Source organism: Rhabdochromatium marinum, from assembly GCF_016583795.1.
Lineage (GTDB): Bacteria > Pseudomonadota > Gammaproteobacteria > Chromatiales > Chromatiaceae > Rhabdochromatium > Rhabdochromatium marinum.
The window spans coordinates 65,371-80,580 of the sequence record NZ_NRRS01000009.1; the positions used below are offsets into that span (position 1 = coordinate 65,371).

Consider the following 15,210-nt stretch of genomic DNA (forward strand, 5'->3'; position numbering starts at 1 on the left):
CGCGAGCGACTGTTTAGCGGCTGTGGTGGGCCTGGCCGCTGAGCAGCGCCCATTGATTCTGGATGACGGGAGCGGCAAAAGTGATGTGCTCGCGATAGGCCGCCAGCACCGGCGGGATCTGCGGCTCCAGCAGGCCGGACAATGCCACCTGGGCGTTTGCAGTGCACAGATTGGTCAGGGTCGGTGCCAGCTCGATCAGGATGCCAGCAAGAATATTGGCCACCACCACCTCAGCCGGGCGGGTGGGTTTGGTCTCAGTGTCTTGGACCTGCAACCGGTCGGCCACGCCGTTGGCTTGAGCATTGCTTAGGGTGGCGGTCAGTGCCTGGGGATCATAGTCGATGGCCAGCGCCTGGGCGGCGCCGAGTTTGAGCGCGGCAATGGCCAGGATGCCAGAGCCACAGCCGTAGTCGATGACGGTTTTGCCGCGCAGGTCGAGGCTATCGAGCCACGCCAGACAGAGCGCGGTGGTGGGGTGTGAGCCAGTGCCGAACGCGAGTCCGGGGTCGAGGCTGACGATGACCGGGGGCGGCATGGTGCTGGCCGCAGGCGGCGCCTGCTCATGCGGGCACACCCAGAGCCGGTGTCCAAAACGTTGCGGGCGCCAGTGCTCCAGCCAAGCGCGTTCCCAGACCTGATCTGCGAGTGCTTCCAGAGTCGCCGGCGCGGCTAGGCTGTCGCGCAATAGCGTGGCGGCCTGCTCAGCGCTGGCGCGCGCCTCGGGGCAATCCTCGAACAGGGCGGTGACGCGCACCAGCGCCCACAGCGGCATGGCGCCCGGCGCGGGTTCAAGTAAACTGAGATCGGCCGGGCGCAGCATCTCAGGCTGGTAAGGGCCGTGATCCTCGGGATCATCCAGGGTCACCGCCAGCGCGCCGGCATTCTCCAGCACGACTTCGAGCAGGGGAACCTGGTCGCGCGCAGCGATCAGAGCCAATTGCAGCCAGGACATAGGGTACGTTTCGGGCCTTAGAGCCCGAGTTTTTTCTCCAGATAGTGAATATTGGTACCGCCGGCCTGGAAGGCCGCATCCTGCACAATCTGGCGATGCAGTGGGATGTTGGTCTGGATGCCCTCAATGACCGTCTCGCGCAGTGCGTTGCTCATGCGCGCAATGGCGCAGGCGCGGTCTTCGCCGTGAGCAATCAGCTTGCCGATCATGGAGTCGTAGTAGGGCGGCACCATGTAGCCCGAGTAGATATGGGTGTCCATGCGGATGCCGGGGCCACCGGGGGCGTGGAAGTCCTCAATGCGCCCCGGGCTGGGCATGAAGGTCTCCGGGTGTTCGGCATTGATGCGGCACTCGATGGCATGGCCGCGCAGCACGATATCCTCTTGTTTGAGGCTTAATGGCTCGCCCGAGGCGACCAGAATCTGCGCTTTGACGATGTCGATGCCGGTGACCATCTCGGTGACCGGATGCTCGACCTGGACGCGGGTGTTCATTTCGATGAAATAGAACTCCCCGTCCTGATAGAGAAACTCAAAGGTACCCAGTCCGCGATAACCGATGCGCACGCAGGCCTCGGCACAGCGCTCGCCGATGCGTTGGCGCTGTTCCTCGGTGATGCCAGGCGCGGGTGCTTCCTCGACCACTTTTTGGTGGCGGCGCTGCATGGAGCAGTCGCGCTCGCCTAAGTGGATGGCATGGCCGTGGTTGTCAGCCAGCATCTGGAACTCGACATGGCGCGGGTTTTCCAGATACTTCTCCATGTAAACAGTGTCATTGCCGAAAGCGGCGCCGGCCTCGGCCTTGGTCAGGGACACCGCATTGAGCAGCGCAGCGTCTGAGTGCACCACGCGCATGCCGCGACCACCGCCGCCTCCAGCGGCCTTGATGATCACCGGATAGCCGATCTCGCGCGCCAGTTCCAGCAGATGATTGGGGTCATCGTTCAGTGGGCCGTCGGAGCCGGGCACACAGGGCACGCCGGCGGCTTTCATCGCGCTGATGGCGGAGACCTTGTCGCCCATCAGGCGAATGGTCTCAGGTTTAGGGCCGATGAAGACAAAGCCACTGCGCTCGACGCGCTCGGCAAAGTCGGCATTCTCCGACAGGAACCCATAGCCCGGATGAATGGCGACGGTATCTGTGACCTCGGCCGCGCTGATAATCGACGGGATATGCAGATAGCTGTCGCGCGAGGGCGCCGGGCCGATGCAGACCGACTCATCGGCGAGCAGGACGTGCTTGAGATCGCGGTCGGCATCGGAATGCACCGCCACGGTTTTGATTCCAAGCTCACGACAGGCGCGCTGAATGCGCAGCGCGATTTCGCCGCGGTTGGCAATTAGGACCTTCTCGATCATGCGATGACAAAGAGTGGTTGGTTGTATTCCACGGGCTGGCCATTTTCGACCAGGATGCGCTGAATGCGGCCGGCGATTTCCGCCTCGATCTGATTAAGGATCTTCATCGCCTCAATGATGCACAGGGTATCGCCGAGTTTGACCTCGCTGCCGTCTTCAACAAAGGGTTTGGTGCCGGGTGAGGGCGAGCGGTAGAAGGTGCCGACCATCGGCGAGCGCACGATGGTGCCGTCGTCTGGCTCACTGGCCGCCGGGGCCGGTTCAGAGGTCGCCGGTGCGCTCGGTCCTGGTGCGGCGGGAGCGGCGGCAGGTGGCGCCCCGGAGGACATGAAAAACCCTGGTGCGGCATGGCCCTGGCGGCTGATGCGCACTGATTCCTCGCCCTCGTGAATCTCGATTTCGGCGACGTTCGATTCTTCGAGTAACTCGATAAGCTTTTTGACCTTGCGGATGTCCATGCGGCTTGGTTTCTCTCAATGGGCTGACCGGGGCTCAGTGGGGCTTGACCGGGCCGACGGGGTGGCGGCCGATCACATCCGGTGCTGATTGTCGTTATGGTGATGAGTGGTTCAGGGTAATCTGGCAGTGTCCAGACGGCGTAGCGCGGCGCTGAGCGCCAGTTCATAGCCATCGGCGCCCAGTCCGCTGATCACGCCGCTGGCAATGTCGGAAAAATAGGAATGGGCGCGAAAGGGCTCGCGCGCAGCAATGTTCGACAAGTGCACCTCAATGAAGGGCAGGCTCACGGCCAGGATCGCATCGCGCAGCGCAACGCTGCTATGGGTGAAGGCCGCCGGGTTGAAAATCATGAAGCCCACATCAGCGCCCGGCGCCTGCTGGATTTGGTCAATCAGCACGGCTTCGGCATTGCTCTGCACAAACAGCAGGCGTACCCCAGCAGCTTCGGCAAGATCGCGCAGGCGTTGTTCGATCTGCGCCAGGGTCACCTGGCCATAGGTTCCAGGCTCGCGCTGACCGAGCAGGTTCAGATTGGGACCGTTGAGGCAGAGGATGGCCGACATAGAGGAAACCAGAAATAGAGGAAACCAGAAACTGTTGCGCAAACGGCGTCTATCGGACGGCAACGGCGGCAAACGCAGCCGTTTAGGCTAAAGATGCCAAGAGTATAGGAAAGCGCGCGGATTTACAAAGCCTGACGCAGTCGCGCCAGCGTCGATCCGTTCGAAACTCGGCACAATAACAGGCTACAATTCCATCATCTCCTCAGTGTGCAGGACATCTTTTGGTCAATGACTTGGGCGGGCTTATGGAACAACTCTACGACGTCGTTTTTTTTGGTCTTCAACCAGACAAGGATTCTGCCAAAGTGGCCCAAGCCATTGCCACAGCCTTTGGGATTCCCCTTGACAAGGCCGAGGCGCTGCTCAAGCAGCCAAGCGGTGCTTTAATCAAAAAAAACGTCCCAGCTACAACCGCCGAGCAGTTTCAGACCCGACTCACCAACGCAGGGGTCAAAGCCAATTACAAGCCTTCCGCCTCCAGCGCGACCAAGCTCGAATTGGTGCCAATGAAAGAGAAAGAGACGGTCAGTCAATGCCCGGCATGCAACAAGCCCGTGGAAAACGACGACAACGGAGAGCGCCCGCTTATTTGTCCGCACTGCCATATCGTCTTTGCCAAATTCGAGCAAAACCGCCAACGCTACGAGGAAGAAAAACAGATACGCGAGCGTCTCGAACGCATGCAACATATACAAAGCGCGGAGCAAGAGCGCAAGCGCCAGCAGGAAGAAGAAGAAACCCGCAAAAAGAACCTTGAAGAGAACATCCGCAAACAGCTCGGTCTGGCCAAAGTCATTAACACCCCCACCGGCCTGATCAGTTCCGCCACCCTGCTGCTGTTCCTGGGTCTTGGTCTGGGCGTTGTCGTCAGCAAATTGTTTCTCTCCGAGCCACAACAGCTGCCACCTTCAGACGCAGCGCCCGCTCTGGCTGCCGCCGGTGGCTTGGATTTGGAAACCCTGGCCAGCACCGCCAACCAAATCGCCGCCGCTCAAACGGCGGCCGGAGCCGGAGCTGATGCTGGCGCCGGACCCGAATCACCCGCCTCCGATGCATCAATCGCAGCCGCCGTCGCTGACGCCACCGCAGCTGCTGACGCGGAGAACGGCGCTGCCCCGCCGGATGAATCGCCCGCCGCTGCACAACAGCTCGCACAAGACGCCACCCAAACAGTAACCGAGACTCCAAGCGCTCCACCACCGCTAGGCATCAGTCCAGCGCAGGATCTCGAATGGGATGCCTACCTGCTCAGTCAAGTGCAAACCAGCGTGGCCCAGGATGCCCTGGCGCAAGCCACTCGTCTGGCTGTACAAATCAACGATATCCCCATGCGCTACCAAGCACAGATCGACATCGTGCTCGGTTATCAGCGCCTCGGGCAACGCAGTGCCGCCGATGCTCTGCTCAATAGCACATTGCAAAACATCGCCACCACCCCGTCCCTGATGCGACGCATAGAGCTGGCTACCGATCTGGTGCCCCAGCTGGTGCGTGCCAACCAACCTATTTTGGCCGCCAGCGCGCTGGCCGCCATCGATCCCTGGCTCAACGCCATCCAAGCGCCCGGCGAGCTAGCCCAGGCCTGGGCCCGCAAGGCTTGGGCCGAGGCCTGGCTGGGATTCACCCAGGACAGCAACATCAGCCTCCAGCGAGCCGTTGCCACACTGAGCGATCCCATGTCGGCAACCGCCCGGATCCAGGCGATGAGTCAACTGGCCGCAGCACTGTTTCAAGGTGACGCGCGTGCGGATGCGGAAAACATTCTTGCCCAGGCGCGGACTTTGGCTGAGGACATCGAGTCACCGCAGGCGCGCAATGAAGCTCTGGCATCCTTGGCACGCACCTGGGTACAAGGGGGGGATTTGCCGCGCGCGGTGGATATGGCGCAGGGGTTGAGTGCGGCGCAGCGTGATGCTGTGTTGCTTGATGTGCTTCAGCAGCAGGCGTTGGGTGGTCAGTCTTTTGGTTTGGCGTCGGTGGCGGAGATGATTGCCACGCCCGTCGCTCAGGCGCGCGCTTATGCCATGCTGGGGCGCACCAGTGCTGATGCGCGCATTGGTGAGGCGCATTTTCAGCATGCCGAGTCCATTAGTGGGCGGTTGAAGGATGAGGCGTTGATGCAGGTGTTGTTGTTGGGTGAGATTGCGCGTTATCGCAGTCGGGTCAGTGGTCAGGCGGATTTCACGACGGCTGAGGCGCGTTTGCAGGGGCTTGTGGATGATCCGCGCCAAGAGCAGGGTTGGGAGCTTTTAATGCTGAATGCGGCGCGGGCGCGCGATTTGGCGGCGGCGCAGCGTTATCTCGCGCAGATCAAGACGCCGAGGGTGGCAGCGCGCGCGCGTGGCGAGTTGGCGCAGGTGCAGCAGGCGCTGGCGGCCATGCCGGGGGGAAGCTGAATTGACAGTAGTTGGCCTTGGCTGGCTATGTTGGGCAGGCGAGGAAAGCAATTTTGTGTCAAGTCTCACATGGCGGCCTGCCGGTTAACCGGCAAATTGTGCCACTTGTCTGATGCTGTGGTGATTGATCGACCCGGCATGTCCGTTCGTCCAATGCTTGGCGAATCTTTGAAAACGGATGCTAAGATGAAAGTGAGGCTTGTTGACGGCGATTTTGCAGCCACTGCACTGGGCGGGTTGAATGAACATTGGGAGTTTGAACCTGGATGAAAGCTGAATTTACCGCGATTGTGAAAAAAGAGGATGACTGGTGGCTTGGGTGGGTTAAAGAAATTCCTGGCGCTAATGCCCAGGAAAAGACAAAGGAAGAATTATTGGTCAGCTTAAAGGAAGCCGTTGTTGATATTTTAGAGTTTAAATCATGGCTATAGCACAACACTTGAAGTTGAATCGTGCTCGGTGTCAGGGGGTGACGCTGGTTGAGTTGGTGATGACGCTGGCGATTGCGGCCATTCTGCTGGCTATCGGTGTCCCTTCATTTCAAAACATCACCGCTACCAACCGGATTGCCAGTCTAACCAATGAGTTACGTGGTGCATTGCAGTTGGCCCGGTCTGAAGCAGTGAAACGTGGGAGGACGGTGACGGTTTGCAAATCGGATGACATTACCGATAGCACTCCAACCTGTAATGCCAGCGCCAACTGGCAGGATGGTTGGGTGGTTTTTGTTGATACCAATAATGATGGTTCTCTTGATAGCGGCGAAATTCCTTTGCGTTTAGGGCAGCCGTCGATTGGTAGTGCTGTTATTACAACAAGTACAAGATTTAACGATTTTTTGAGGTTTCAACCAGATGGACGTGCTCAGGGAGCCGACAATTTCTCTAACGGTAGCATCAATGTCTGTATTGCATCCAACCAACGTAGTATTATTATTAACAACATTGGGCGCATCAAAATTGAGACAGGAACCTGCACATGATTATTCAGTGCTTTATTCCAAATCGCTTAAAGCAGCAAGGTTTCACTCTTATTGAGGTCTTAATTGCTGCTTTGGTGCTTGCAATCGGTCTGCTGGGATTGGCCGGGCTGCAAGCGGTCTCGCTAAAAATGAGCCAAGGCTCCTATCTGCGCGTGCAGGCAACCAATCTGGCCTATGAGATCGCCGATTCGATACGCGCCAATAAGAGTAACGCATCAGATTACGCAGGGACTTTTACTACGACCTGTAATCAAACCCTAACTTATGCATCATCTTATTCATCGGGAACCGAAATTGCGGTAGCTGATCTCGCCGTATGGCAAAACCGCCTTGCTTGCCTGTTGCCGGGCGGAAGCGGCACCATCGCGGTTTCAGATACAACGCCTACAATCACCGTTACCTGGGTTGAAACCCGTTTTGAAGGTGAGGAAACAGATGGCTCTGATACAACTCAATCATTTACTTTTACGACAGAGCTATGAAAATCCCATTTTTACCTGATTGTTCGTGCAATTCACCAACTCAGCGAGGCTTTACGCTCGTCGAGTTGATGGTTGCTATGACCATCGGCCTGTTTTTATCCGCTGGCGTCATCGCACTCTTTCTTGGTACCAAACAGAGTTACCGCGTGAATGAAGGCATGGCCAGGGTGCAGGAAAGCGGACGCTTTGCCATTGAATATCTAGCGCGGGACGTTCGTGAAGCTGGATTCAGAGAATTCGATAATACTGCCTTTGCCACAATAGACGATCCAATTATCATCGGATGGCAAGGGGCAAATTCAGATCCGTCGACTGAAGGCTTGACAACGTATACTGATGACACCGATGTTTTCAGAATCCGATATCGCGATTTTAATTCTGATTCAAGCTCTTTTGTAACGCGCCAAATCCTTTATTACGTCGGCCCTATGCCCAGTGGAGGCGAAGCGCCTGGACTACGGCAAAAAATCGACGCTGATGATTCTGAAGAATTATTAGAAGGTGTCTATAACATGCAGGTGCGTTATGGCCTCGATACCAACAGCGATAATCAACTCGATGGCTATGTCGATGCCGACTATGTCGATCCCGCTGTGGGAACTAATTGGTGGACTATGGTTGTCGCCGTCAAAATCGATCTTTTACTTGGCAGCAGCGAAAACAATTTGGTAGACGCTCCCATGTCACTTCCTTTCGAGTTAAACGATGGCACATCCCCTTTTACCGCCACCGACCGACGGATCTACCAGATGTTTAGCACCACAATCGCCCTACGGAACCGACTGCCCTAATGAGACCAGCAATGACGAACCAAGCATTCGGCGTCCACCACCAGCAAGGGATGGTTCTGGTGATCGGACTCATTTTTCTTCTTCTCATGACCGTGATCGGCGTCACATCTATCCAGACCACCACGCTCGATGAACGCATGGCGGGTAATTTGCGAGACAAGAATATCGCCTTTCAAGCGGCGGAAGCAGCATTGCGAGAGGGGGAGGGGTGGCTTGAAGAAAATGGATACAAAGAAGATTTCGATGAAGAGAAATACGATCTTTCGCGAGATCTTGCTGAACAATGGGATGGCGTAGATCCTGAACCCATAGGTTCGCATGATCAGTTCAGTGATCAATTATACGCAGATCCTGTGTATCATATTGGTAAACCTAACAAGAGCCAGAAATATAAAGGTGATATTGATTCAGGAATTTGCAATTTACATCCAGTAGTCTCAAGATCTGTCGGTCGCTTAGAGACGACAACTGTGGTGCTACGAACTTACTACGGAATTTGTGACTCATGATTATTAACAAACTTAGTAGCTTTCAATCTAATTTAAAGACCGCATCATCTTTGCGGAGGTAATGATGAACACTTCAGCAACTGCTTTTGCTTATCAGCATACTCAACAGTGGTTAAAGTATAGTTTTATCGGCCTATGCTTAATGCTATTTAACGCAGCATCGGCCAATGCCGAAATTTTAATCTCTGATACACCATTGCGCGTGACTCAGTCTGTTCCTTCTCTGGTAATGCTCAATGTTTCTAATGATAATCAGCTTTATTTTGAGGCTTATCCGGATTATGCCGATCTTGACAGTGACGGCGCTCCAAATACTACTTATACACATGAATTTGATTACTATGGCTATTTTGATTCTTATAAATGCTATAACTATAGCAGCGGTGTTTTTGTACCTGCGTCTACAACAGAAAATAAGTATTGCAGTAGTCAATGGAGCGGAAATTTTCTCAATTGGTTGACTATGGCTCGCATTGATGTAGTGCGTAAAATTCTCTATGGCGGCTATCGCTCTACTGATAGCGCATCTCAAACAATTTTGGAGCGCACCTATCTGCCCAACGATGCCCATTCTTGGGTGCGCTTCTATGAAGGTAGCGACATTAATCAACTCACACCGTTTTCATTGCCTTCAGCGACTACTACCACAAGCTCCTCTAGCATTACCATCCCAGCAAGCGACACAAATCTAACCTTCTCCACTTCTTGGACTAGCAACGAGCTTGTGCAGATCGGCGATCAAATCATTATCGAGGATCAAAGCGATCCGGTTAACAAGCGGATGACTGGCTATGTGTCATCCAGAACCAACGGCGACGTAAAAATTCGGATCATAGACAGAGAAGGGGCAGGTCAAACTAGCAGTGCTTGGAATTTGACGAACAACTCGCGGCGCGGCGTAAGTTTTTGTAGTACCACAGTTGGAGCTAACTCATCTCAAAGTGTAACAACCCCACCGCTCTTGCGTGTGGCTCAAGGTGATTACAGTTTATGGACTGCCAATGAACGTTGGCAATGTCGCTGGAGTACCGAAAAATCTGCTGAAAACAAGAATGTTTATTCTTCATCAGGCCTTTTTGCTAACAACACAAATCCGATTCGCAATCAGGTTGGACTAGGTTTAGATGATTATACGGTTCGCGTTGAAGTCTGCAACAGCAGTCTAATTGGTCAGGAAAACTGCAAGCAATATCCCTCTGGTAATTACAAACCAATCGGGCTGTTACAACGCTATGCTGAAGAAGGTAACATTTATTTTGGTTTGATGAGCGGAAGCTATACCAAAAATCTCTCTGGTGGCACCTTGCGTAAGAACATTAGCGAGTTTGATAATGAGTTCAATCCCGAGACTGGTCAATTTATTACCCCAAGTGTAGGCGGCTCCATAGTGGATGCACTCGATGCTTTGCGGCTCTATGGGTATGACCACGGTGATGGTCTTTACGATGGGACGGGTGAAAGTTGTGGCGTCGGTGTTCGGAAGAATCAGATGACAGATGGAAAGTGCATGAGCTGGGGCAATCCACAGTCTGAGATATTTCTCGAAAGTCTACGCTATTTTGCGGGCAAGACTGCTACCTCGGCTTTTGCGGTCTCAGGCGTAGACAAGTTGACAGGACTCACTTCCGATAGCTGGGAAGATCCATTATCTCAAGATAATTGGTGTGCTGCTTCCAGCATCATCAACTTTAATGCCAGTGTATCTTCCTTTGATGGTGATCAGCTAAGCGGCTTTTCCGATATTGGGGCAGGCAGCGTTGATACTTGGACGAACAAAGTTGGGACTGGCGAAGGGCTGGATGGTCAATCCCGATTTTTTGGCGGATCTGATGCTTTGTGTAATGCCAAAACGCTTGGAAGCCTTGCGGACGTTGAAGGTCTGTGCCCGGAAGCTCCTAATCAGGATGGCACTTTCCAAATTGCAGGATTGGCACACTATGCTTACACTGAGAGCATTCGCAGCGACTTACTAAACAATGACGATGAAACCGCTGATGTTAATGTTAAAACCTATGGTGTGACCTTGGCACCTGCCGTCCCTCGAATTACCATCCCAAAGCCTGGAGAAACCAAAACTGCAGTCACCATTCTTCCCGCCTGTGAAAATACTGGAGATGGCGGTTTACGTTGTGCATTAACGGATTTTCGCATCGTTGAGCAAGATATAGTGGCGGGTACGGGTACGTTTTTCATCCAGTGGGATGTGCATGAATGGGGCAGTGACTTTGACCAAGACATTAATGGTACGTTGTCTTATCTCATCACTAACGACAATATCACTGTGACTACACAAACTTGGGCTAAATCAAGCAGTCGCGCTACTGGATTTGGCTATATTATTAGTGGAACCAATCAAGATGGCTATCATTCTCATTCGGGAATTAATAATTATAACTATACGGATCCCACTGGCGTGACCGGTTGTAGTAACTGCAATGTTAATGAAGACCCTACTTCAAACACCTATACCCTTAGCGGAACAGTAGCTCAACTCCTTCGCGAACCGGCATTCTATGCAGCTAAATGGGGTGGTTACCGTAAAAATGGCAGCGCAGTATTCCCAACGGATACCGCTTCCTGGGATCGCGATGGCGATGGATTGCCAGATAATTATTTCTTTGCTATTGACCCGGCAAAACTTGCTGAGAGTATGGCAAAAATATTTGAAACCATCTCCGATCAGCGGGCAACCGCTGCCGCTGCGGTGAGTGCCGGACAATTAAGCGACGGAAGTGTGATTTTTACTGTCGGGTATGACAGCGAGGATTGGTCTGGAGAGTTAAAAGCGCACCTAGTAGAAAATTATCAAAGCATTTACTCAGGCTGTGAGGCAGGTAGTAAATTACAATATAACTCGAATCGCAAAGTTTTCACAACGAAAATTGACTATATTCCAGGGGATGCAACAGAGCAAACCACTGATGGTATCAGTCTGGATTTCACTCAACTCGATGATCTGCAAAAAACAGCACTGAATGCAGATGATGATTTAGGAGCAGAGCGGATCAGTTGGCTTACCAGCGCAACAACGCACGCTAATTTTCGAGATCGTGAAGGCAAACTGCTCGGCGATATTGTGTCTTCGAATCCCGCATTAGTGAAAAAAAGCTATTTTGGGATTGAGCGCTTATTGGGTGCTCCTGCATTCCGCGATCAGCCAGAAGTTATTTATGTTGGTTCCAATGGTGGGATGCTACATGCCTTTAGAGCTGACTGCAATAATGATGATTGCAGCACGCTTTCAACTAGTTGTGGCAATTTGTTTGATGAATTGTTCGCCTTTGTACCGGGTGAATTACTTAGCCCAAGTGAAGACTCTACTGATGCACCGATCAACATTTTAATGGATCCAGACTACATCGAAAGTGGCAAGCGATTTTTTGTTGATGGAACATCAACGATTAGTGAAGTGCAAATTGGTGGTCAGTGGAAGCGTGTTTTACTTGGCACGATGGGAGCAGGGGGACGTAGTGTCTTCGCACTCGATGTTACTGAGCCGCAAAACTTTTCGGCAGACAAAGTGCTCTGGGAATTTTCTGATCCTGATCTCGGTTATGGTGTACATGAAGCAAAAATTGCACGCATGAGCGATGAAACATGGGTTGCTATTTTTGGCAATGGTTACAACAGTGCTCAACACCGCGCGATGCTATTCATCGTCAATCTTGAAACAGGTGAACTTATTGAGAAAATTGATACTGAAGTTGGTGATTTAAGCAATCCTAATGGGTTATCTATTCCAACTTGGACTGATTGGCCAGATTCAGAAGTAAAAGCACAATCAATCTATGCCGGCGATCTACTCGGTAATCTGTGGCGCTTTAATGTTGCTGGAGGTTCATTTAGTGCGACCAAAATTTTTACCGCCGTCAATGATGATGGCCAGGTTCAACCGATTACATCAGCGCCTTATGTCGCAGCGGTTCAAAAAGATGATGAAGGCAATGAGGCGCTTATGGTAAGTTTTGCTACTGGCAGTTATTTTCGCTTAGAAGATGGGCAAGATGTTCCCGGTGCTCCAATACAAAGCATCTACGGAATAATTGATGACAGTTTAGGTGTTACCCGTGCCAGCTTGGTGAAACAAGAGATTCAAGAGCAAGGTACTAAAACCTTCGGTGACGACACCCGAACGGTTAGACAGTTGTCAAATTATCCTGTTGATTTGTCTGTAAATAATGGCTGGTACCTCGATTTTGATACCTCAGATGGTGAGCGTGTCGTGAATAGCCCAATGCGACTTGATAGTCGAATTAGTTTTAGCACTTTAATTCCGAATCCAGATAATAAGCCATGCTCACCTTCGTCTACTGGCTTTGTAATGGATTTTGATTTTTTAACTGGCGGCAGAACAGACAACGCAGTTTTTGATTTTGATGGCGACCGTGCTTTTGGTAAGAGTGACATGGTTAAAATTATCAACGATGCGGGGGAAGATGAATGGATTTCTGTCAGTGGTGTTGAATATGGCACTGGCGAACAAATGAGAGTTGTAGCCCTTGCAGACGCTCCAAATGTTGGTAGAACAATTGATGGAAGTGGTCAAATTGGAGACGGAAAAGATCTTGATCGAAAGCTTTCCTCTCTAATAGGCCGCCAATCTTGGGAACAACTGCGCTAACCTAACCCTCTTAGCCAAACCGCCAAACCTGCCAGACTCGAATCCTCTTCGAGCCTGGCTTTTCTTGTTGGCATCAATATTCAGCATGCCATTGACATCCTCGCCGATCTGAAGGACGGCGCTACGCGCAGGTATAGCCCGTCGTAGTCACTTCAGTGGGTTCCGGCGGCTGAGCCCCCTTGGGGGATGTCCGCGAAACTCAATGGCGAAACGCCGAGGCGCGAATCGGCCTTGATCACCGGTTGGTCCACCCAGCCAGGCAGCGCTTCCGACTCCCCCGTAACACTTTGATTTTGTAATGTTAAGTTGTTAATACCTGACTTTATAGCAGGGTTTTGGACCAAACGACGTAAGCGTCCGGAGAACTACAGGATTGACCCAACCGGCTTGATATCGTCCATTGTCAGATTGTGCGGCAGCAGTGCCGCGATGGCCTCTGGGGTCTTGGCCGAGGGTAGGTATTCGAAGAGATGATTGAGGTAGGCCCAGGGCTCGAGGGCATTGGCCTTGGCCGTCTCGATCAGGCTGTAGAGCAAGGCGCTGGTCTCGGCGCCCTTGGGACTGCCGGCGAACAGCCAGTTCTTGCGTCCGATGACGAAGGGCCGGATGGCATTCTCGGCGGTGTTGTTGTCGATCTTGAGGCGACCGTCTTCAAGGAAGGTCGTGAGGATCGGCCACTGGCCGAGCGCGTAGTGCACCGCCTTGCCGAGCAGCCCCTTGGGCGGGGTGCGGGTGACAGTGGCCTCGAGCCAGGTCTTGATGGCGTCGAGGATGGGGCGGCTCTGTTGCAAGCGCGCGGTATGGCGCTCGGCGGGCGTGGCCTCGCGCAGGCGTTTCTCGACGGCATAGAGCTGGCCGATGTAGGCGAGCATCTGCTGGGCGGCGCAGGGCGAGCGCGTATTAATCGTCAAGCAGCCAGGATCTTAGCGCGATAGTCGTCGTCCCAGGCGGCCTTGCGACGTTTGTGCGCCATGCTGAGCGAGGAGCCTTCCTTCTCGAGTAGGTTGACGCAGCAATGACGGATCGCGGTCATGATGGCCGGAGCCTGACCTTTACGAATCCGGCTGGCATCCTCGTTGAAGATCACATCCAAGCGCCAATGGAGACGATTGTCTACGCCCCAGTGCCCCCGCACGGCAGCGGCGAAGCGCTGGGCATCGGCACCAATGGAGGCGATGTAGTAGCGTTGTTCAACGCTCTGAACACCGTTCTGCCAGCAGGTACGTTCGACCATTCCAAGGCTGCGCAAGCCCGCCCAGCGCGCGGCATTGGGCACCGTCCTCAGATCCTCCGTGATCCAGTAACGGCGGATTTCCAGGCGTCCGTGGTCTTTGTCGGTTTCCTCGGTATAGGCATGGGCGACACCGGCGAATTGGCCCGCAACGGCGGTGGTGAAGAAATCCTCGACACTCTCTTGCAGCGTGCTCTGGTTGCCTTTGAGTCCAAGCACATAGTCCCCGCCCTGGGACTGGATCTGCTCGACGATGGCACGCTGACAGCCCATCGCATCAATCGTGACGAGACAGCCCTTGAGTTCCAAAAGCTCGAGCAACTCGGGGATCGCCTTAATCTCATTGGATTTCTCCGCCGTGGCCTCTTGCCCGAGCACCAAACGGTTCGACACGGCCCAGGCACTGACCATATGCAGTGCCGCCCGTCCCCGGCGCCGGTCTCGCGACCCTCGGGCCGTCTTGCCGTCCACCGCAATCACCTCGCCCTGCGTGGCCCCGGTGACGGCCTGCGTCCAACGAATGAAGCAATCTTGAAACCGCTTGGGATTGAGCCGTGAGATCACGTTGGCAATGCGATCATGCGACGCAATCCCGTTCTCGAACGGACAAAAGCGACGCAGCCACTCCAGCTTCGCCTCTCCAAACTGCTCGATCGCCTCCCAGCCGTCCGCCCCGCTCAGTACCCCGCAGACCGTCAACAGCAGAATCTCTTCAAGCGGATACAGCTTGTTACGCTCAATACGGGGATCTTCAAGGCTGGCAAAATGCTCGATCATGCTGGCGGACACTCAAGGCTCCTCAAGGCGATTGGCTAACAGGGGGCCGCAACATCATGTCAGATCTAGCGTTAATACGCGCTCGCCCT

General features: G+C 53.7%; 14 protein-coding genes. 8 read left to right on the forward strand and 6 right to left on the reverse strand.

Annotated features, from left to right (window positions below; translation table 11 throughout):
* Positions 1-13: 13 nt before the first annotated feature.
* The 4 genes from prmA to aroQ form a co-directional block, all read right to left on the reverse strand.
* A complete protein-coding gene (prmA, locus tag CKO36_RS04575) occupies positions 14-952 on the reverse strand; it encodes a 50S ribosomal protein L11 methyltransferase (RefSeq protein WP_200281149.1) in 939 nt (312 codons plus the stop codon).
* Positions 953-969: 17 nt separating this feature from the next.
* Positions 970-2,310 (reverse strand): acetyl-CoA carboxylase biotin carboxylase subunit, encoded by a 1,341-nt coding sequence (gene accC / locus CKO36_RS04580; protein WP_200281152.1) that lies wholly within the window; start codon positions 2,308-2,310, stop codon positions 970-972.
* Positions 2,307-2,768, reverse strand: a complete 462-nt coding sequence (accB, locus tag CKO36_RS04585) for an acetyl-CoA carboxylase biotin carboxyl carrier protein (RefSeq protein WP_200281155.1) — start codon at positions 2,766-2,768, stop codon at positions 2,307-2,309. The genes accC and accB overlap by 4 nt, the downstream gene beginning before the upstream one ends.
* Positions 2,769-2,879: 111 nt before the next feature.
* Positions 2,880-3,332, reverse strand: coding sequence for a type II 3-dehydroquinate dehydratase (gene aroQ / locus CKO36_RS04590; protein WP_200281158.1), 453 nt, complete (start codon positions 3,330-3,332; stop codon positions 2,880-2,882).
* A gap of 305 nt (positions 3,333-3,637) precedes the next feature.
* Between aroQ and CKO36_RS04595 the strand changes: the two genes are divergently transcribed.
* The 8 genes from CKO36_RS04595 (at position 3,638) to CKO36_RS04630 (ending at position 13,113) form a co-directional block, all read left to right on the forward strand.
* Positions 3,638-5,728 (forward strand): zinc ribbon domain-containing protein, encoded by a 2,091-nt coding sequence (locus CKO36_RS04595; protein ID WP_200281161.1) that lies wholly within the window; start codon positions 3,638-3,640, stop codon positions 5,726-5,728.
* A 105-nt stretch (positions 5,729-5,833) separates the two neighbouring features.
* Positions 5,834-5,998 carry a hypothetical protein gene (locus CKO36_RS04600; protein ID WP_200281164.1) on the forward strand — a complete coding sequence of 55 codons (165 nt, stop codon included), beginning with the start codon at positions 5,834-5,836 and terminating at the stop codon, positions 5,996-5,998.
* Positions 5,995-6,159: a type II toxin-antitoxin system HicB family antitoxin gene (locus CKO36_RS04605; RefSeq protein WP_200281167.1), complete on the forward strand. Its 165-nt coding sequence runs from the start codon at positions 5,995-5,997 to the stop codon at positions 6,157-6,159. The genes CKO36_RS04600 and CKO36_RS04605 overlap by 4 nt, the downstream gene beginning before the upstream one ends.
* On the forward strand, positions 6,150-6,710 hold the full coding sequence (locus tag CKO36_RS04610; RefSeq protein WP_200281170.1) for a GspH/FimT family pseudopilin: 561 nt from the start codon (positions 6,150-6,152) through the stop codon (positions 6,708-6,710). Before CKO36_RS04605 ends, CKO36_RS04610 begins: the two co-directional genes overlap by 10 nt.
* On the forward strand, positions 6,707-7,192 hold the full coding sequence (gene pilV / locus CKO36_RS04615) for a type IV pilus modification protein PilV (RefSeq protein ID WP_200281172.1): 486 nt from the start codon (positions 6,707-6,709) through the stop codon (positions 7,190-7,192). The genes CKO36_RS04610 and pilV overlap by 4 nt, the downstream gene beginning before the upstream one ends.
* The gene (locus tag CKO36_RS20080; RefSeq protein WP_275957822.1) at positions 7,189-7,983 is read left to right on the forward strand and encodes a PilW family protein; all 795 of its coding nucleotides are present in this window, start codon (positions 7,189-7,191) and stop codon (positions 7,981-7,983) included. Before pilV ends, CKO36_RS20080 begins: the two co-directional genes overlap by 4 nt.
* Positions 7,984-7,994: 11 nt before the next feature.
* Entirely contained in the window at positions 7,995-8,492 is a 498-nt protein-coding gene (locus CKO36_RS04625; RefSeq protein WP_200281174.1) for a pilus assembly PilX family protein, read from the forward strand.
* A gap of 61 nt (positions 8,493-8,553) precedes the next feature.
* Positions 8,554-13,113 (forward strand): pilus assembly protein, encoded by a 4,560-nt coding sequence (locus CKO36_RS04630; RefSeq protein WP_200281176.1) that lies wholly within the window; start codon positions 8,554-8,556, stop codon positions 13,111-13,113.
* Positions 13,114-13,478: 365 nt separating this feature from the next.
* Here CKO36_RS04630 and CKO36_RS04635 read toward each other — a convergent pair whose 3' ends face one another.
* Together CKO36_RS04635 and CKO36_RS04640 are read right to left on the reverse strand one after the other, a co-directional pair.
* A complete protein-coding gene (locus CKO36_RS04635; protein WP_242469391.1) occupies positions 13,479-14,024 on the reverse strand; it encodes an IS66 family transposase in 546 nt (181 codons plus the stop codon).
* A complete protein-coding gene (locus tag CKO36_RS04640) occupies positions 14,021-15,121 on the reverse strand; it encodes an ISAs1 family transposase (RefSeq protein ID WP_200281178.1) in 1,101 nt (366 codons plus the stop codon). The genes CKO36_RS04635 and CKO36_RS04640 overlap by 4 nt, the downstream gene beginning before the upstream one ends.
* Positions 15,122-15,210: the final 89 nt, after the last annotated feature.